Annotated in this window: 17 protein-coding genes and 1 tRNA gene; 7 read left to right on the forward strand and 11 right to left on the reverse strand. The window is 60.9% G+C overall.

Features of this window, described 5'->3' with window-relative positions:
* Positions 1-61: 61 nt before the first annotated feature.
* Positions 62-1,939, reverse strand: a complete 1,878-nt coding sequence (locus Q0887_RS02085) for a histidine kinase dimerization/phospho-acceptor domain-containing protein (RefSeq protein ID WP_299191936.1) — start codon at positions 1,937-1,939, stop codon at positions 62-64.
* A gap of 294 nt (positions 1,940-2,233) precedes the next feature.
* Here Q0887_RS02085 and Q0887_RS02090 point away from each other — a divergent pair, with 294 nt between their 5' ends.
* The 3 genes from Q0887_RS02090 (at position 2,234) to Q0887_RS02100 (ending at position 4,525) form a co-directional block, all read left to right on the forward strand.
* Positions 2,234-2,695, forward strand: coding sequence for an Lrp/AsnC family transcriptional regulator (locus Q0887_RS02090; protein WP_299191938.1), 462 nt, complete (start codon positions 2,234-2,236; stop codon positions 2,693-2,695).
* Positions 2,692-3,138, forward strand: a complete 447-nt coding sequence (locus tag Q0887_RS02095) for a GFA family protein (RefSeq protein ID WP_299191940.1) — start codon at positions 2,692-2,694, stop codon at positions 3,136-3,138. Before Q0887_RS02090 ends, Q0887_RS02095 begins: the two co-directional genes overlap by 4 nt.
* 169 nt (positions 3,139-3,307) lie before the next feature.
* A complete protein-coding gene (locus Q0887_RS02100; RefSeq protein ID WP_299191942.1) occupies positions 3,308-4,525 on the forward strand; it encodes an HWE histidine kinase domain-containing protein in 1,218 nt (405 codons plus the stop codon).
* A 27-nt stretch (positions 4,526-4,552) separates the two neighbouring features.
* Here Q0887_RS02100 and Q0887_RS02105 read toward each other — a convergent pair whose 3' ends face one another.
* The 6 genes from Q0887_RS02105 to Q0887_RS02130 form a co-directional block, all read right to left on the reverse strand.
* Positions 4,553-5,239: a toll/interleukin-1 receptor domain-containing protein gene (locus tag Q0887_RS02105; RefSeq protein WP_299191944.1), complete on the reverse strand. Its 687-nt coding sequence runs from the start codon at positions 5,237-5,239 to the stop codon at positions 4,553-4,555.
* The gene (locus Q0887_RS02110) at positions 5,239-6,330 is read right to left on the reverse strand and encodes a hypothetical protein (protein ID WP_299191946.1); all 1,092 of its coding nucleotides are present in this window, start codon (positions 6,328-6,330) and stop codon (positions 5,239-5,241) included. The genes Q0887_RS02105 and Q0887_RS02110 overlap by 1 nt, the downstream gene beginning before the upstream one ends.
* Positions 6,331-6,420: 90 nt before the next feature.
* Entirely contained in the window at positions 6,421-7,110 is a 690-nt protein-coding gene (locus Q0887_RS02115; RefSeq protein ID WP_299191948.1) for a phytanoyl-CoA dioxygenase, read from the reverse strand.
* A complete protein-coding gene (accC, locus tag Q0887_RS02120; protein WP_299191949.1) occupies positions 7,086-8,435 on the reverse strand; it encodes an acetyl-CoA carboxylase biotin carboxylase subunit in 1,350 nt (449 codons plus the stop codon). Before accC ends, Q0887_RS02115 begins: the two co-directional genes overlap by 25 nt.
* Positions 8,436-8,441: 6 nt before the next feature.
* Positions 8,442-8,894 carry an acetyl-CoA carboxylase biotin carboxyl carrier protein gene (gene accB, locus Q0887_RS02125; RefSeq protein WP_299195189.1) on the reverse strand — a complete coding sequence of 151 codons (453 nt, stop codon included), beginning with the start codon at positions 8,892-8,894 and terminating at the stop codon, positions 8,442-8,444.
* A gap of 143 nt (positions 8,895-9,037) precedes the next feature.
* The gene (locus Q0887_RS02130) at positions 9,038-9,487 is read right to left on the reverse strand and encodes a type II 3-dehydroquinate dehydratase (RefSeq protein WP_299191951.1); all 450 of its coding nucleotides are present in this window, start codon (positions 9,485-9,487) and stop codon (positions 9,038-9,040) included.
* A gap of 79 nt (positions 9,488-9,566) precedes the next feature.
* On the opposite strand from Q0887_RS02130, the gene Q0887_RS02135 reads away from it, so the two are divergent.
* Positions 9,567-10,331: a hypothetical protein gene (locus tag Q0887_RS02135; protein WP_299191953.1), complete on the forward strand. Its 765-nt coding sequence runs from the start codon at positions 9,567-9,569 to the stop codon at positions 10,329-10,331.
* Between the two features lie 24 nt (positions 10,332-10,355).
* Here the strand turns inward: Q0887_RS02135 and Q0887_RS02140 are convergent, their stop codons facing one another.
* The 4 genes from Q0887_RS02140 to Q0887_RS02155 form a co-directional block, all read right to left on the reverse strand.
* A complete protein-coding gene (locus Q0887_RS02140; RefSeq protein ID WP_299191954.1) occupies positions 10,356-10,769 on the reverse strand; it encodes a holin family protein in 414 nt (137 codons plus the stop codon).
* A 79-nt stretch (positions 10,770-10,848) separates the two neighbouring features.
* Positions 10,849-11,733, reverse strand: coding sequence for a CoA ester lyase (locus Q0887_RS02145; protein WP_299191956.1), 885 nt, complete (start codon positions 11,731-11,733; stop codon positions 10,849-10,851).
* A gap of 40 nt (positions 11,734-11,773) precedes the next feature.
* Entirely contained in the window at positions 11,774-13,861 is a 2,088-nt protein-coding gene (locus Q0887_RS02150; protein ID WP_299191957.1) for a TonB-dependent receptor plug domain-containing protein, read from the reverse strand.
* Positions 13,862-13,985: 124 nt separating this feature from the next.
* A tRNA-Pro gene (locus Q0887_RS02155) sits at positions 13,986-14,062 on the reverse strand.
* Positions 14,063-14,322: 260 nt separating this feature from the next.
* Between Q0887_RS02155 and yajC the strand changes: the two genes are divergently transcribed.
* The 3 genes from yajC to secF are packed head-to-tail and all read left to right on the forward strand — an operon-like array spanning position 14,323 to position 17,288.
* Positions 14,323-14,643: a preprotein translocase subunit YajC gene (yajC, locus tag Q0887_RS02160; RefSeq protein ID WP_299191959.1), complete on the forward strand. Its 321-nt coding sequence runs from the start codon at positions 14,323-14,325 to the stop codon at positions 14,641-14,643.
* Between the two features lie 56 nt (positions 14,644-14,699).
* On the forward strand, positions 14,700-16,295 hold the full coding sequence (secD, locus tag Q0887_RS02165) for a protein translocase subunit SecD (protein ID WP_299191960.1): 1,596 nt from the start codon (positions 14,700-14,702) through the stop codon (positions 16,293-16,295).
* 15 nt (positions 16,296-16,310) lie between these two features.
* Positions 16,311-17,288 (forward strand): protein translocase subunit SecF, encoded by a 978-nt coding sequence (secF, locus tag Q0887_RS02170; protein ID WP_299191962.1) that lies wholly within the window; start codon positions 16,311-16,313, stop codon positions 17,286-17,288.
* The last annotated feature ends 7 nt before the right edge of the window (positions 17,289-17,295 follow it).

The following is a 17,295-nucleotide window of genomic DNA, read 5'->3' on the forward strand; positions in this document are numbered from 1 at the left end:
AGCGCCTATATACCAGGAATTGTAAGCATGCTCTTACCGCGCGCAACCCGCGGTGGGAAAGTCAGTGCTCGCCCGAGGCTTCGCACTCCATGTCGGGCTGCATGGCGGCAGTCTCAAGCAGTGGCAGGTTGAGCACAATCCGCTCGTCGTCGCGTGTCAGCGAGCCACCTGCGGCGCGCGCTTCGGCGCGGGCAAGGCGCAGGGCAAAGCCTGCTCCGAACAGCCCGGCATTCACCGCATTGCCAACCGGCTTGGCTTCGGCGGTGAAGATATCTTCTTCGGCAAGCAATTGTGCGGGCAGATCACACGTTAGCCGCGCCATGCCATTCTCAGCCAAGAGTGACGCTTCGAGCATTTCGCCCGCCGCGCAGCCGCCGCCCAATGTGGCAAGGAGGCGCCACAGGAGCCCCTCTGCCTGATCGCTATCGAGCGCGACCAATTGCGCGCCGCCAATATCGGCATCATCGAACTCGATACCCGCCATGCGCGGCGCGAGGACCTGTGCAAGCTGGCTCGCCGTGCGCCGGGCAAGCCCCGCCAGATCGGTTTCGCCCGGATCAAATTCGATCACGCCCGTTTCAAGCTTGGCGAGCCGGTCAAGCTCTTCAAAGCCCGACAAGATGCGTGCGGCGTCAGCCGCAATCGCTGCGGCAAGCGCGCGATATTCATGCGGCGCGGTGCCGAACAATTGCTGCTGGATCACCTCGGCATAGCCTTGAACAGCGGTAACAGGCGTGCGCAATTCGTGGAGCAACTGGCGGATCCGGTCGGCTTCCAGTTCGGCAGCGCTGGGCGCCGTGGGATCGGCACCGGCAGGGCGGCGGAAACGCCCTAAATAACCGGCAAAATTGCCGTCATCGGTAAAGCGCGGCTGTGCATTGACGATCCATTCGCCCGCAATCGCTTCGGCTCCGGACAGCACGAAACGTTCGCCTGCAATCGGTTGACGGCGGGCAAAGGCGCGTTCGAGCGGGGTTTCGCTGGCCGATGCGCCCAGCCGGGGCCGGGCCGCCAGCCGCGTGCCGATCACCATGGCGGGTGTCTCTCCGTCGGACCACTCGATCCGTCCGGCAGCATCGGCAGCAAAGCCGAATGCGCCGATAAGCTTGACGCTGCGCAGTTGTTCCTCACCCAGCGGCAGGCGCGGTTCGGTTGCATCATCTGCGGAAGAGCCGCCGCTTTCACGGTTGCGCTTGAAGGCGGCGATCCGTTCGACCAGCGCCGAAATCTCGCTGCGCCCTTCGCCTGCGGGATCGAAACCGGAGGGGAGAATGGCAGAAGGCGTGGGCGCATCCGCTTGCGGCTCTACGACGTCGTGCGGAGGGTGCTTGTTAACGTCAATCCCGATTGGCGGTGAGGGCGGCGGCGCGGATGTCTCGTAATCGGGCGCCTCGTCCTCTTCTGGCGAAGATGGCGGCGCATCTACGCCCTTCGCTTCAATCTGCGTATCCGGCGCGGCGGCTGGCGCTTCCTCGGGAATTCCAACCGGCGAAGGCAGTCCGCGATCACTCACGCCCAGCCGCTCCAGCAGCTGCTCGACATCCACCGGCAGGTCACGCCGCAGACGCAGGAACCCGCGCGCGCGGATCGGCAGGCGCGGGATCAGCGCGGACCAATCCTCTGCTGTCAGCTGCGCGCGATTGAGCGCGGCGGAGGCGACGTCGGGTTCGAAATCGGCCAGATGTGCGGCGAGTTCGGGATTGCGAAAACGCCAGCCTGCCTCACGGATTATGCGCGCGCGGCTCTCTGACGGAATGGTCTCGCCCAATGCGTCCATCCGCAGCCATGCCGAAGCGACCAGACTCGAATCGCGCGATTGCGCTTCGCCTGTGCGGACTGCGCCCAGAATGTCGAGCAATTGCCGGAACTGCGTGCGCCGTCCGACATCGCTATCGGCACGCTGCCGCAGCACTGTCGCAAGGCGATCATCGAAGAACATTCAGCTATGGCTCCAGCCGTAGAACGGGCAGGCACGCCGCGCGCGCCCGGATCGAGAAGGGGCGCATTACCGCCACGTGTCTTCTACCACCGCAGGACGCCTGTGACAGTGCGCCTCTCACGCGCGTTGCAAAGCGGGACAATTGCTGGCACACATAATAAAATTAGCTTTACGAGTGCAAAGTCGTGCGCAATCTTGCAGTCTGTTGTTAGAGCGTAAGGCATTGTGCCGCGGCCAAGCAATCAAACGCGCAAAATGTGCAGCGCGCCACATATCAGGGGAGCTTCACGTAAAATGGCGAATCTGGACGAGATCGACAAACGGCTACTCAGCGAACTTCAGGCAGAGGGACGCGTCACCAATGTCGAGCTGGCGCAGCGCGTCGGCCTGACCGCGCCGCCGTGTTTGCGCCGTGTACGCGGGCTGGAGGAAGACGGTGTTATCCGCGGCTATCACGCCGATCTTGACCCGTCCAAACTGGGCTTTGCAATCACCGTTTTTGCGATGGTGAGCCTGAAAAGTCAGGCCGAAAGCGCGCTTAAAGAATTTGAAGAGCATATGGCCGACCTGCCCGAAGTGCGCGAGTGCCACATGCTTAATGGCGAGATCGACTTCATCCTCAAGATCGTCAGCCAGGACCTTCAAAGCTTTCAGGAATTCCTCACTAGCAAGCTGACGCCTGCGCCCAATGTGGCAAGCGTGAAGACCTCGCTGACGATCCGCACCGCCAAGCACGAGCCCGGCGTCCCTCTATGAGTGAGGTCGAGCGGATTAGCGAACCGCTCCACGGCAATTGCCTGTGCGGTAAAGTCTCGGTCACGTTAACCGGCGCGCATCGCGAAGTCGATGTGTGCCATTGCTCGATGTGCCAGCAATGGGTCGGCGCGATGTATGCCGGTATCGAAAGCGACAGCTTTGCGATTGAAGGCGATGAGCACGTCTCTACCTACGATTCGAGCGATTGGGCCGAGCGCGCCTTTTGCGGCACATGCGGCAGCAGCCTTTGGTACAAGTTCAAGCCCACAGGCGGGCGCACCTTTCTCGCAGGAATGTTCAAGCTTCCCGAAGGCCTGCCGATCAAGCACCAGATCTTCATCGATGAAAAACCCGACTGGTACGATTTGGCGCAGGAAAGCCCCAAGAGAACCGGCGCTCAAATCATCGCCGAAGCCAAGGCTGCCGGGTTCAGTTTCGACTGAGCCGCTCCGCCAGAGACCTGCACCTGCGCCATGTGTCGCAAGCTCTCCTGACCCCGCAATAGCTCCACATCGGACCAAGCCTACGCGTTCTTACGAAGGGTGACGCAGCCTGCGCTCGGCTAGGGGTTTGTGCGGGGGACTTGGCTCTGAACGGATCAAAGGTGGGCTCATGAACGCGCTGTTCGAATACGAACAATATATGCCGCACGGCATGTGCCTGTTGTGGGAGCCTTGGCTGGTTCTGCTGTGGTCGGGCAGCGACCTGATGATCTTTTCGGCCTATATGGCGATCCCGATGGCGCTGATCCTGGTCTTGCGAAGACGGCCCGATCTGGCGCATCGCGGACTGGTGACAATGGCGGCCAGTTTCGTCCTGCTTTGCGGTATCACCCATGCCTTGTCGATCGTGACGCTGTGGTATGCGATCTACCCCTTTATGGGGGCGTTGAAGCTCGCCACAGGCGTGATTTCATTGATTACGGCGGTTGTGCTTTTCCGCCTGATTCCGGTGCTAGTCCGCGTGCCCACACCCGACAAACACGAGGCAGTGATCGAACAACTCGAAAGCGCGATGGCCGACCTGTCGCGCACGCGTGATGAGCTGGATGCGCGGGTCAAGGAGCGTACGGCCGAGCTCAACCGCGCCAATGCCAATCTCGCTTTCACGGCGCGCGACGCGGTGCAGCGCAGCCGCAATCTGATCCAGATCGTATCCTCGCTTACACGGCCGGGTGCGGAAGTCGGGCCCCATCCTGATACTTTCCTGCGCGAGCTGCGCGGGCGGATCAACGCACTCGCTATTGCCACCTCAACCGTGATGGAGAAAGGCGACCATGCCCGCGCCAGCATCGACCGCGTAATCCGCCGACAGGTCGAACCGCTCTTTGCCAAGCCAAGCCTGCAATTCGTGACCGACGGACCCGATATGGAGATCGGTGCGCAAGGCGCCCAGCAGATCAGTCTGGCGGCGTGGGAGCTGGCTTCGCGTTTCGCCCAGATGGGGCGGTTCGATCAGGACTCCACCCGTATCGAAGTGAGCTGGTCGATTGAGCGCGAGGCGGATGAACCGGCGAAGTTTGTTCTGGATTGGCGCGAGACGCTAACGCCACTGACCGAGGTGGGCGAGGTGCAAGAGGCATTGGAAGAGGCACTGGAAGATAACAATCCGATCACCCGCACGCCCGACCCATTGCCCGAATTCAGCGAAGCCCTGCTGACTCGCATCATTCCCCACCTGCTCAATGGGCAGGGGCGAATCGATGTCGCCGGGTCAGTTTTCTCCTACAAACTGACCTGCACACTCGATGCGCTCGACAATTCGCGCGAATTCGCCTCGGGTTTGGATGATGAACGCATGATCGAGCGAAATCTGGTTGCTGACCTTTGATGGGCGAAGCCCACTTGGTAATGCCGGTCAGATAAACCGTCGCAAGAACCGCCAGGTGCCCCATTGGCAGGCAGCAAAAATTGCCAGCAACACAATCACCAGCACGATGCGGCCACCCAGAATTGTTTCGAGCGGCATCTGCATGGTCTGAACACCGGTCCATGCGATCAGGATCGCGATCAGCGCTGCAAGCACAAATCCTCCGACAAAACGCCAACCCGCGCCGATGGCGATACGCGCAGGTGATTGGCGGCGCAGCCGCTCGCGTTGCACGATGGAATCGGCGAGATAATCGAGGTCAACGCGAAAGCTGGTGTGGCGCACTTCGATCGCGTTCTTGGCTGTCAGTCCAGTCAGCGAGGCGGGCAGATCGATGCCGCCCGGCATGGCAGCGCCGTCGACTAGGCACGGGATCAACCGCTTGCCGCTTTCCAGCGCGGCTTCGATCTCGCGCCGGACGAAATCCTCCGCACTGTGCAAGCGCGCCATTCCCTCGCCAGTATCGGCGCCCTGCCAGCCGGGGCCGATCACCGCGAGCACCACATCGGCTGCTGCGATTTCGGCATCGAGCCGGTCGGGAAAATCCTCCCCGTGCGCGATAGCGTCAACGTCGAGAAAGACGTGATCGATATCCGGATCGAGCGCGAGATTATCGGCAATCCGCGCGGCGATATCCTTGCTGTCGGAGCGGCGGTAGGAGATGAAGACGCGCATCAATCGCTCTGCTCTGCAACCGGTGCGAAGATGCGCGGCAATGCCTCGTCGAGGCCGGAGCGTTTCAGATGTTCGCGCGGGGGAATCCGGCCCGGCGCGATCATCGAAAGGTCATAGCCGATCCCGTCATTGACGAATTCATAGATCAGCGCGGTGACGCGGTAGCGGTCGCTGAAATCGATTTCGCGCGTATCATCGGACAGGTCGCTAAAGCCGCCAATCACCCGCCGCTCCGCCTCCTCCACCGCCAGCGTCTCGCGCGCGGCACAAAAGGGTCGGTCGCTGACGACGATAGCGAGGTAACGGTAATAGGTCTTGGGCCGTTCGAGAAACAAATCACGGATCGAGACGAGCAATCCGATGCGGTCTTCGCCCGGTTTGAGGTAGCGCGCAGTGCCTCTCACCCCTGCGCCTTCGGGGTCGGTGCGTTCGGTTTCGGTCACGATGATATAGCCGCCCGGAACCGCGTAAAAGGCGTGCTGCTCATAACCAGCCTCGTTCAAGGCATCGCGCAGCATCTGACCGGTTTCGTAAAGCGAGCGCCCCTCGCGCGGGCCGAGATAGCGGTCGAGTGCGATACGCGAGGAGGCTTCCTCGGGTGGCCAGGAGGGGTAGCGCGGTAGGCTGAGGCTGGCCGGTTCACCGGGTGCGCAGGGGTCGGAGCTTGCCGCCAGAGGCGCTTCGGCAGCTGCCGGAAATTCTTCGATTGTGGGCGAAGTAGTGGGCACAGACTGCGCGCGGCTGGTGATCTGTACGCCGCGCGTTCGGCCTGAATTGGCCGTATCCCTGCTGCGAAACGCCCGTGTGATCTGGTCAGCCGAAAGAGTTGTAGTGCTGCCTAAATTGCCCGCTTCGACGTTAGTATTGCCCTGAATTGCAAGCCCGACTCCCGGCGTAACGCCTGTCACTGGAGAAGGCTCTTCGACGGTGAGCGCAGGAGGCAGCGGAGGCGGCGGAGAGGGCGGAGGAAGGGGAGAAGGTTCCTCGATAACGGCCGGTTCAATCACAGCAGTGGCAACGCCGCCATCGCGCGAGCCGGTGCAACTCGCCAAAACGCCGATAATCACCAGACCCTGAACCGCTCTCAGCATACCAAACCGGCCCCCATTCCCGTCCTCGCAGCAGGGTAATGGATAGGCGGCGGCTTGTCAGCCCGTTGCAGGATGTGGTCAGCGCGCCGGTTACGCAGTTAGGCCCCACTTAAGCGGCGCAGGCAGACTGGCGGAGCAATAGTCGATCTGCAACACATGTCTGCGCAATTGCTCACCAGTTCCACATACAGCATCTGAACGATGCAAAATGCTGGTTGAATACAGCCACACATCTCCAGGATCGGCTTCGCAGAAATGGACTTCGCATCCCGCAACCACTTCGGAAACCAACCCTTCTTCGATCCGCCCGCACCTTTGTGAGCCAAGCGCGATTTGCAGAGGTGCGTTGTTGAGCCGGATCTGGTCAAGGTGGATGCGAACGGTCAACATTTTCTCGATCAGCGAGAACGGCGGCTCAACATGAATCGCGTCTTTCTTACGCGTCCAAGGACCAAATCCGTCGAAATCGTGCTGCTCCGCAACGCAGATTGTGCGGTCCTGATGCCAGCCCAGCGACCAATTCGCGCCGGGCGACTTGTCGAAGGCGATCGCGCGGACAGGTCGCGCGTCAGGCCCGATATGCGACGCAACCACATCGCCAATCGCGCTGCCGTATGTCAGCTGCGGACCCAGAACTCCCAACTGATCCAGCCGGTGACCAGGAGACGGTTCAAGGTTCTGATAAATCTCGCTAATCGCTGGGATCAGCTCCTTCGCAAGCGACGGATAGAGTTGCGCCCCGTCGGCAGCGAGACTTAGCTCTCCCGCTCGGCCAGCCATTCCTCAAGCCACTTGATCGAATAGTCGCCGTGCAGCACGTCGGTCTGCTTCAGCAATTCCTGATGGAGCGGGATGTTGGTTTTGACCCCTTCGACGACCATTTCCTCCAGCGCGCGGCGCAGGCGCATGATGCAGCCTTCGCGGTTGCGGCCATAGACGATCAATTTGGCGATCATGGAATCGTAATAAGGCGGGATCGAGTAGCCGGCGTAAAGCCCTGAATCGACCCGCACATGCATCCCGCCAGCCGGGTGGTAGTGCGTCACTTTGCCGGGCGAGGGAGCGAAGGTGAACGGGTCTTCGGCATTGATCCGGCATTCGATGGCGTGGCCGTTGAATTCCAGATCTTCCTGCGCCACCGAAAGCGGCTTGCCTGAGGCGACGCGGATCTGTTCGCGCACCAGATCGACGCCGGTGATTGCTTCGGTGACGGGGTGTTCAACCTGAAGGCGGGTGTTCATTTCGATGAAGTAGAACTCGCCGTCTTCCCACAGGAATTCGATCGTGCCCGCGCCGCGATAGGCCATGTCGCGCATCGCCTTGGAGCAAACCTCGCCCATGCGCATGCGCTCATCATGGCTGATGACGGGGGAGGGCGCCTCTTCGAGCACTTTCTGGTGGCGGCGTTGGAGCGAGCAATCGCGCTCACCCAGATGGATCGCATTGCCGTTTCCATCGCCGAACACCTGGAACTCGATATGGCGCGGATTGCCTAGATATTTCTCGATATAGACGGTCGCATCGCCGAAAGCGGCCTTCGCCTCGGACCCGGCCTGTTGCATCAAAGTGGCGAGCTGGTCTTCGCTCTCGCACACTTTCATGCCGCGACCGCCGCCGCCAGAGGCAGCTTTGATGATTACCGGATAGCCGATCTCGGCGGCGATCTTCTTGCCTTCTTCAGGGTCGGATACCGCGCCGTCAGAGCCAGGGACCAGCGGCAGGCCCAGTGCGCCAGCGGTCTTCTTCGCCTGAACCTTGTCACCCATTGTGACGATATGTTCGGGCTTCGGGCCGATCCATTTCAGATCATGCGCCTCAACGATCTCGGCGAACTGGGCGTTCTCGGACAGAAAGCCGTAGCCGGGATGGATCGCGTCGCATCCGGCCACTTCGGCGGCCGAGATGATGTTGGCGTGGTTGAGATAGCTGTCGGTCGCAGCGGGCGGGCCGATGCACACGGCGTGGTCGGCCAGCCGCACATGCATGGCATCGGCGTCAGCGGTGGAGTGCACCGCGACTGTTTCGATCCCCATTTCATGCGCCGCGCGGTGAATGCGCAATGCGATTTCGCCGCGATTGGCGATCAGGATGCGGGTGATACTCATCCCGGATTACCCGATGACGACGAGCGGCTGGTCAAATTCGACCGGCTGGGCGTTCTCGACGAGGATAGCCTTGATCGTGCCCGCTTTGTCGGCGGCAATCGGGTTCATCACCTTCATCGCCTCGACGATCAGCAGCGTGTCGCCTTCGGACACCTTGTCACCGACCTTGACGAAGTTCGGCGCGCTTGGCTCTGCGGCGAGATAGACGGTGCCCACCATCGGCGATTTGAGCGCGTCGGCATTGTCGGCAGGAGCCTCGGCCACAGGCGCGGCGGCGGCAGGCGCCGGAGCAGCCGGTGCGGGAGCAGCGACAGGCGCATGCATCGCAGATGCAGCCATGACGCTGCCACCGCGCGACACGCGGATCTTGCGATCATTGTCCTCGACTTCGATTTCAGTGAGCCCGGTTTCGCCCAGCATCTCGGCCAGTTCACGAACCAGTGCAGTGTCGATATTCATGCCGGATTTGACCCCGGCGCTTGGCTTCTTGGTAGCCATGCAATCCCCTATTTTGATTTCAGGCGTGACTATTCACGCCAATTGCGGCTGGCAAGTGGCAAATGACACATTTGTTGCAATTTTGCGGCGTGTCCCAAGTGGGGTCAAACTTCGCCTGACGCTACGGATTCCAGCGCAAGGCGGTAGGAATCGGCGCCATGCCCTTCGAAAGTCTTGGCCGCCGCCATTCCGACATAAGACAGGTGGCGGAATTCTTCTCGCGTTTTTGGATCAGAAAGATGCACTTCTATAACCGGAGTGGTTATCGCCTTGATCGCGTCGAGCAATGCAATCGAAGTATGCGTGTAAGCCGCCGCATTGAGCAAAACCGCGCGCGCACCTTCGGCCTGCGCCTCGTGGAGCCAATCGACCAGCATCCCTTCATGATTGGTCTGGCGCATGTCGATGGTAAAGCCAAGCTCGCTTGCACGATCCTCCAGCATCCCAGCAATCTCGTCGAGCGTGGTCGAGCCGTAAATCTCAGGCTCGCGCAGGCCGAGCAGGTTTAAGTTCGGGCCGTTGAGGACGTAGATGGTATTGGAAGTCTGGTTCATGCCTGTCGGAGCTAGCCGCTGGCGTCGCGTTTGGGAAGATTCCGTGGTAGTATGATCGCAAGTGTTTGGGGGAATTGTTATGAAACGCATTCTTGGAATAGCTTTGGCAGCAGCAATAGCCGGACAAGCCGCGCCGCTTGCCGCGGAAAACTACGCCGAAACCGCCGCACAACTGGCGAATGCTATCCGGACCGGCGACACCGATACGCAGCGTGAGACTTTGCCGCCGCTCACCACACCAGAATATGCCGAGATTGCCGATCTTGCGAATTGCGACGCCTATATGGGCTCGGCCGGGGGTGCGGAATATCTGGTGATCGACTGGATCTGCCCGTCTGTTTCCGGAGAGTCAGAGCGCAAGCGATCAACCCTGATGCTGTTCGATGATCACGGCGAATTGTTGGGCTTTGCGATCAATGCGAGGATTGGCGATCTCGCTCCTAGCGAAGCCGCTTTGACAAGCACCGATTTGCCAATGCCGCGATCGTTGTTGCGCGATTTTGCCGAAGCGGTGACAAGTGGCGAAGACGCTTCGCTGGGCGGGTTGATCAATCTGGGGGAATTCGAATTGGCCCGGCTGGCGCTCTATCGCAGCGGAAATTTCCGCGTCTCGCGTTCCAGGCTGAATGGCAATTACCACGTCCTCTTTTACGAGGGCAGTAGGCGGTCCGGCCTTAGAAGCCGTGCCGTCTTGCAATTCGACGAGCAAGGCAGGCCCATAGGTCTGTTATTCACCCCGACCTACTTCCCGCGCGACCGTTCGCGCTATCACGACGATCGGCGCTTCACGCAAAGATTGGCAAACGAGCGGGCAAGCATTCGTTCGCGTTGCGCGGTCTGCTGATACGGGTGGAGAAAGGGGCGGGCATTACCTATCAACCCCTTTGACCTTACCCCACTGCCGCGCGGCGGTGTAGCCGAGATAGCCGGTGCCGAAGAGCGCATAGAGCGGCTCGGGCAATCCGCTGAGATAAGCGTTCATGCCGCGCGCAATGTCGCTCGCGGTGGCGGGGCTGAAGGCGGCGAGGAGGCCCATGGGTAGCGCGGTCAGGATCAGCACATACATCACGTAGAGGAAGCTGGGCCGCGCGCGGCTGGTCCATGGGTCGGTCGAATTGGCTTCGGCGACGATGGCTTGCAGGCGCGCTTCGATCAGCTGCATCTCCTGCGTGCCTTCGAGCTTGAGCAGTTCAAATTGCGCTTTGGCGCGCGCTTCCTTGTCAGGAATGATCTTGTCGAGGATCGAGGTGATCGGGCCGATGAGGGATTCGAGTAGGGCCATAAAGCGCGCTCCGGTTGGTGAGTCGCACTCTAATAACCAAATAGGTTCTTGTAGGAAAGTGTCTGTGCCCTACAGGTGATTACTCTGCCTGACCGGCCTCTGCCAGCAGTCGCTGTGCCAGCGCCAGATGCGGGCGGTCGAGCATATTGCCATCGAGCTGCACCGCGCCTGCGCCGGGATTGTCGGCAAAGGCTTGGATGATCGCGCGGGCGTGGCCGAGTTCCTCGGCGCTGGGCGTGAATGCCTCGTTGATCGGAGCGACCTGCGCGGGGTGGATCGCCAGCATTCCGCGAAAACCCTGCGCGCGCACGCGGCGGGCGCGGGCTTCGAGCTTTTCGAGGTCGCGGAATTCGGGCTGGACGGTTTCAATCGGGGCAACGCCGGCCTTGACCGCACCGAGCAGGCACAGGCTGCGCGCCATCTCGAAGACATGGGTGTATTCGCCGTCTGCGCCGTGCTGTTCGCGTGCGCCTAATTCGCTGGAGAGATCTTCCGCCCCCCAGCTCATCCCGACGAGACGCGGCGCGCCGTCATAGGTGCCGGTGGTGAACATCGCGGCGGCGGTTTCGGTGACGAGCGCGGCGACCTTGGTTGAGCCGGGCGCGATGCCAGCAGCTTCTTCGCGCGGCGTGAGCATAGCATCGAGCGTCGCCACGTCGTGGCCGCCTTCCGCCTTGGGCAGGAATACGCCGCCCGGCCCTGCGGCGATGATCGCATCGAGATCAGCCTCGGTCAGGCCGGATGACAGCGGATTGACCCGCACCCACACACGCGCCTTGTTACCAGCTCCGGCAATCGCAGCGGCGACCATCTCGCGGGCAGCAGGCTTGCGGTCGGGCACCACCGAATCTTCCAGATCGAGCAGCGCGATATCCGCCTCGCTCGCAATCGCCTTACCCATCTTCTTCTCGCTATCGCCCGGAGCGAACAGCCAGCTGCGCATGCGAAGGGGTGTAGCGGTCATATGCAATCCTCTTGATCCAGTTGCGGTCCGAGTAGGGTGCTTAGAACGATCCTTCAATATCGAACGAATAGATCGTGCCGAAACGGCGGCGGCGTTCCTCGAACCCGTCAATCTGTCCGGCGGCGCGATCGGTGAAGAAGGTCCGGTCGAAATTGTTGTTGCGGCCCAGAACGTTGCCGACGCGGAAGCGGGCGGTCATGCCTAACACGTCTTTGTGTTCGACAAACACGCGGGCGAAGCCGGGGCCTTCGGTTCGCTGCGAAATCTCTGAGAGGCGGACATCGGGGCGGTCTTCGTCAAAGCGGTAGGCCGCGCCGATCGCCCAGTTCGTGCCTGCGAAATCCTGCCGCAGCTCGGCATCGACGGAGATGTAATCAAAGCCGGATATCTCGCGCGTTTCTCCGGTTAGCGGATCGCGCACTTTGCTTTCGGAAAGCTCGACACTGCTGTCCAGCCGCAGACCGTTAATGCCGAGAGGGTCGAACAATAGCGTTAGTTCAGCCTCGATGCCGCGGGTCGTTGCGGAATCGATATTGCCGGGCGCTTCGCCGCCGCCTTCGATCGGGATCTGGTCGACGATATCGCTGATATCCTCGTAAAAGCCGCGCAGATTGAGCGAGCCGAGATCACCTAGGCTCTGCGTGGCCTCGATCTCGAACAGCCAGCTTTGCGGAGGCACCAGATTGGCGTTGGTGACGTTGACGCGGTCTTGGTCGAGATTGGTCGAGGCGATGAAATCGAAGAAGTTGAGCTGCCCCACCACTCGCTCGACCCGGCCCGACACGTTGAGCGTCTCGTTGGCCTTCCAGTCGAATGCGGCGAAGCCCTGCGGGCGATAGAATGTGCGGGTGAGACCTTGCGCGCCGGTCTGGCTGATCTTCGAATATTCGCCGCCCAGCGACAGCTGCATTTGCAGATTGCCGGTGAGCGCGCGGCTGTATGTAATAGTGGCCTCGGCGCGGTCCTCGTCGACGCGCGCGCTGGCGCCGTCAAAGGCGACCGGCTGGAAACCGCCAGCGGCAGACAGCTCTTCCAAGGCGGATTCGATTTCGAGGTAGTTCTTCACGCCCTCAAGCGCGAATTGCAGATCGCCGCCGAGGCCGGAGACCGAATATTCGGCGCGGCCAATCGTCTCACCTTCATCGGCGTCGCGGATGAAGCGAGATCCGGTGGCGGCGCTACCATCGGAGAATTGCGTGACCACTGATGAGACCGTCGGGCTGTCTTCGTAACGGTGATAGCCGATCACTTTGAGCCGTCCGGGGCCGAGGCTGAATGTGTAGTCCGCGCCCAGCTCGATGTTGAACTCGTCTTCCCTGCTGCGGAACAGGCGCGAGCGGTCGCGCGGATCGATTAGCCCCGTGCGCTCGGACGTCTCGCTCTGGCGAAAGATGTTCGCGCCGACCTGTCCATTGAGGTTGAGCAGATTGCCGTTTTCGGCGGTGCGGGCGAAGGAGCCGGAGAGGGTGGGCCGGTCGGAGTCGAAGCGCGATTGTTCATCGCGCAGGTCGATCAGCGTGCCATCGGCGTCGAAAACCCGTTCAAGGCCTTCGTCGCCTCGCCGTCCGGCATCATTCTCGAAACTGAGCGTCCAGCTGGTGTTGTCGCTGCCGCCTGCCAGGCTGATCTGGCCATCGCCCCAGCGGAACGGGACGCCGAAATTGCGCCATTCTGCGGAGTAGCGAAATTGCCCGGTAACGCCGCCGCTGGAGCTGGTGACAACGTTGAGAACTTGTCCGGTTAACCCGCCAATATCGAGGCTCGCGCCGTCGAGAATTTCCAGCCGCACAACATCCTCGGCCGGAATCCGCTGGAGCGCGGCGACCGGCCCGTTGGATTTGCCCGAAATGCGCTGGCCATTGATCAGGACATTGGTGTCGGCCTGTCCAAGCCCGCGATCATTCCCGCCGCCGCCGCCGCCATTATTATCGTCGCGGATCGAAAAGCCGGGGATCTGCTGCGCCATGTCGAGCGCGCTGCGCGGCGCGAAGCGCGCGAAATCTTCGGGCGTGAAGGTGCGGCGGGTGTTGGCTTCGTCTGACGCAGTGCCGACCTCGTTCAGCGCTGCGTCGCCTTCATTGGCAAAAGCAGGCGCTGCCCACAGAGCCAGCGCGGCAGACGAGAGCAAAAGGGCGGAACGCTTCAAAGAGCGGGAAGAATGCGAGGGGCGCATGAAAGTTCCTTGCGCATGTCTGTTATTATTGAACAGCAGCAGGGGATGAACCGGTTCCATGCTTCAATGAATGCTCCACTGGTCGGGAAGACAGGATTCGAACCTGCGACCCCCACACCCCCAGTGTGATGCGCTACCAGGCTGCGCTACTTCCCGTATCCAGTGGAGGCGCGTGCCTATAGGACCGGCTTTGCCTTGTGGCAAGCGGCCTGTTCGATTGCCGGTTCGGTTGGGAGCGCAAATGCGCGGTGATGCAGCTTTGCACCATCGCGCGCGGCATTCAATTGCGGGCGGCTTGCAATGCTGCTAACCGCGCCCACTTACAGCTGATACGGGCGAGGGAAGGGCGGTTTTGAGGCCTCTTTTGCCATCCCGGATTTGACACACAAACACCAATTCTAACGGGCTTTACGACCATGATTGAGATCCTTGCCGCCGCTGCACCTGCCGGAGAACCGCCTGCATGGCTCACCTGGTTGCCGATCCTCGGCATGGTGGTGATCTTCTGGTTCCTGATCATCCGCCCGCAAATGCGCCAGCAGAAACAGCACCGCGACCGCGTCGCCAGCATCAAAAAGGGCGACAAGGTTATCACTCAGGGCGGTCTGGTCGGCAAAGTCGTGAAGGTCGATGACACCTACGCCGATATCGAACTCGCCAAGGATGTGCGGGTCAAAGCGGTCAAGCACACGATCGCCGACATTATCGAGCCGGGCGGCAAGCCCGCCAACGACTGATCGACTGCCCCGCAAGGCATCCACCCAACCATCGATAAGGTTCAAATTGGGCACCCATGCTTGAGACCCCACTCTGGAAGAAAATCACGCTTTGGGCGCTGACGCTGGCCTTTGCCGCGGCGGCTCTGCCTTCGCTGCTGAAACCGGCAGGCGTGGATTTTGGCGAAGACAGCTCTGCGCCTGAAGTCAATCTCGGGCTGGACCTTGCTGGCGGCTCGCACCTGCTGCTTGAGGCTGATCCTGATGATGTGCAGCAGGCGGCGCTTGAGAATATGCAGGAAGAGGTCGAAAGAGCTCTCCGCAGCGCGGAACCCGAAGTCGAGTTCGCGGATATTTCGCGCGCCAACGGCCAGCTGTCGTTCCTGCTCGATTCTGTCAGTGAAATCGACCGGGCGCGCGGATTGCTCGAACCGCTGATGATTGGCGAAGCCGGGTCATTGCAGCAGGCCTGGGACTTTGAGGTTATCGACACCCAGCGGGTCGTGCTGACCCCGACGAGCGGCGGTGCTTCGGCAGCGCTCGATAACGCCATGAATGCCACCACTGAGGTTATTCGCCGCCGGATCGATTTGCTCGGCACGCGCGAGCCGACCATCCTGCGGCAGGGCGAAACTCGGATCGTGGTGCAGGTTCCCGGCCTTGATGATCCGCAGCAACTTAAGGCCCAATTGGAAGAGGTCGCGGTTCTCGAGTTTAAGCTGGTCGATGAGGACAGCACTGCCGAACAGGCCGCGCGTCCGGGTAGCCAATTGCTGCCTTACGCCGAGGGAGAGGCCGAAACCGGCGCGCCGTTGCTGGGCGTCAAACGCCTGAATGGCATTCGCGGCGACCGGCTGACCGGCGCCAATGCGGGTAACGATCCGCAAACCAATGAAAGCGTCGTCAACATCACCTTCGATCAGGAAGGCGGCCGGCGATTTGCGGATCTGAGCATCGCCAATGTCGGCAAACGCTTTGCGATCATCCTCGATGGCGAAGTTATCTCGGCACCGTTCTTCCGCGAACCGATCCTTGGCGGGCAAGCGCAGATTTCGGGCAGTTTCACTCCCGACAGCGCCAACCAGCTGGCAATCTCGCTGCAATCTGGTGCGCTGCCGGTGCCATTGACCGTGGTCGAGGAACGCTCCGTTTCAGCAGAGCTAGGCGAGCAATCTATCCGCTCGGGCATGATCGCTATGCTGATCGGCAGCCTTGCGGTGATCGCGTTGATGATTGCCACCTATGGCCGTTTCGGCGTCTACGCGACCGTCGCGCTGGTCTTCAACGTGATGATCCTGCTGGGCCTGATGGCGATCGGGAATTTCACGCTGACCTTGCCGGGGATCGCGGGCTTTGTTCTGACCGTCGGCGCGGCGGTGGACGCCAACGTGCTCATCAATGAACGCATACGCGAGGAACGAAAACGAGGGCGCAAAGTGATAACTGCGGTCGAGAATGGCTATAAAGAAGCCAGCCGCGCGATTTACGACGCCAACATCACCAACTTCATCGCGGGCGCGTTGCTGTTCTGGTTTGGCTCAGGCCCGATCCGCGGCTTTGCAGTCGTGCTGGTTTTCGGCCTTGCGACTTCGGTCTTTACCGCGTTGTTCCTGACCAAATTGTGGGTCTCCGGCTATCTCGCCGCGAACCGCCCCAAAGATATCAACATTTAAGAAGGGAGACGAGAAATGAAACTTTTGAAACTTGTCCCCGCAGACACGAATATCAAATTCTTGCGCTTGCGCGTGCCGTTCTTCATTCTTAGCCTGCTGCTGATGGTGGCGAGTTGGGGATTGGTCGCGGTCAACGGTCTCAATCTCGGCATTGATTTTGTCGGCGGGCAAGAGGTCCAGCTGTCTTTTGAAGAAGGCGAAGTGGCACCGGTCGACGACCTGCGCACCCGCGTCGAAGCGCTGGGTTATGGAACGCCCGTGGTGCAGGCCTTCGGTTCGCCCAACGAGGTTTCGATCCGCGTGCCTCTGCCCGAAGATGTCGAGGGAACACCGGGCGCTGCGAACGAGATCGGCAATCAGGTGATCGCCGAAATCCAGCAGGCCTATCCCGAAGTGCGATCCGACGGAAACCAGACTGTTTCCGGCAAAGTCGCCGAGGAATTCAGCCGCGATTCCGCCTTTGCGCTCCTCGCCGCTCTGGTGATGGTCGCGCTTTATATCTGGATCCGGTTTGAGTGGCAGTTCGGCGTCGGCGCACTGTTCGCATTGTTCCACGATGTGACGCTGACACTTGGCATGTTCTCGCTGTTCCAGCTGGAATTCAGCCTCCAGATCATCGCCGCGATCCTGGCGATTATCGGTTACTCGCTGAACGATACAATCGTGGTCTATGACCGAGTGCGTGAGAACCTAAAAAAGTATCGCAAGATGCCGCTGCCGGAGTTGCTCGACCTGTCGATCAACGAAACGCTGGCACGTACGGTAATGACCTCGCTGACGCTGTTGGTGGCGCTGCTGCCTCTGCTTATCGCCGGTCCCGCAAGCCTGTTTGGCCTTGTCGCTGCGATCACGATGGGTCTGTTCGTCGGCACCTATTCGAGCGTCTATCTCGCCTCTCCGATCCTGATCTGGCTGGGTGTGACGTCGAACAGCTTTGTGCCGACCGAAACCGAGGCCGACAAGCAGGAAAAGAAGGTCCTGAGCGGGATGTGATGGTGGG

The organism is uncultured Erythrobacter sp., assembly GCF_947492365.1.
GTDB lineage: Bacteria > Pseudomonadota > Alphaproteobacteria > Sphingomonadales > Sphingomonadaceae > Erythrobacter.

Coding starts and splice junctions, on each gene's coding strand:
- Q0887_RS02085 (WP_299191936.1), bottom strand. CDS start 1,939: ATGTTCTTCGATGATCGCCTTGCGACAGTGCTGCGGCAGCGTGCCGAT.
- Q0887_RS02090 (WP_299191938.1), top strand. CDS start 2,234: ATGGCGAATCTGGACGAGATCGACAAACGGCTACTCAGCGAACTTCAG.
- Q0887_RS02095 (WP_299191940.1), top strand. CDS start 2,692: ATGAGTGAGGTCGAGCGGATTAGCGAACCGCTCCACGGCAATTGCCTG.
- Q0887_RS02100 (WP_299191942.1), top strand. CDS start 3,308: ATGAACGCGCTGTTCGAATACGAACAATATATGCCGCACGGCATGTGC.
- Q0887_RS02105 (WP_299191944.1), bottom strand. CDS start 5,239: ATGCGCGTCTTCATCTCCTACCGCCGCTCCGACAGCAAGGATATCGCC.
- Q0887_RS02110 (WP_299191946.1), bottom strand. CDS start 6,330: ATGCTGAGAGCGGTTCAGGGTCTGGTGATTATCGGCGTTTTGGCGAGT.
- Q0887_RS02115 (WP_299191948.1), bottom strand. CDS start 7,110: ATGGCTGGCCGAGCGGGAGAGCTAAGTCTCGCTGCCGACGGGGCGCAA.
- accC (WP_299191949.1), bottom strand. CDS start 8,435: ATGAGTATCACCCGCATCCTGATCGCCAATCGCGGCGAAATCGCATTG.
- accB (WP_299195189.1), bottom strand. CDS start 8,894: ATGAATATCGACACTGCACTGGTTCGTGAACTGGCCGAGATGCTGGGC.
- Q0887_RS02130 (WP_299191951.1), bottom strand. CDS start 9,487: ATGAACCAGACTTCCAATACCATCTACGTCCTCAACGGCCCGAACTTA.
- Q0887_RS02135 (WP_299191953.1), top strand. CDS start 9,567: ATGAAACGCATTCTTGGAATAGCTTTGGCAGCAGCAATAGCCGGACAA.
- Q0887_RS02140 (WP_299191954.1), bottom strand. CDS start 10,769: ATGGCCCTACTCGAATCCCTCATCGGCCCGATCACCTCGATCCTCGAC.
- Q0887_RS02145 (WP_299191956.1), bottom strand. CDS start 11,733: ATGACCGCTACACCCCTTCGCATGCGCAGCTGGCTGTTCGCTCCGGGC.
- yajC (WP_299191959.1), top strand. CDS start 14,323: ATGATTGAGATCCTTGCCGCCGCTGCACCTGCCGGAGAACCGCCTGCA.
- secD (WP_299191960.1), top strand. CDS start 14,700: ATGCTTGAGACCCCACTCTGGAAGAAAATCACGCTTTGGGCGCTGACG.
- secF (WP_299191962.1), top strand. CDS start 16,311: ATGAAACTTTTGAAACTTGTCCCCGCAGACACGAATATCAAATTCTTG.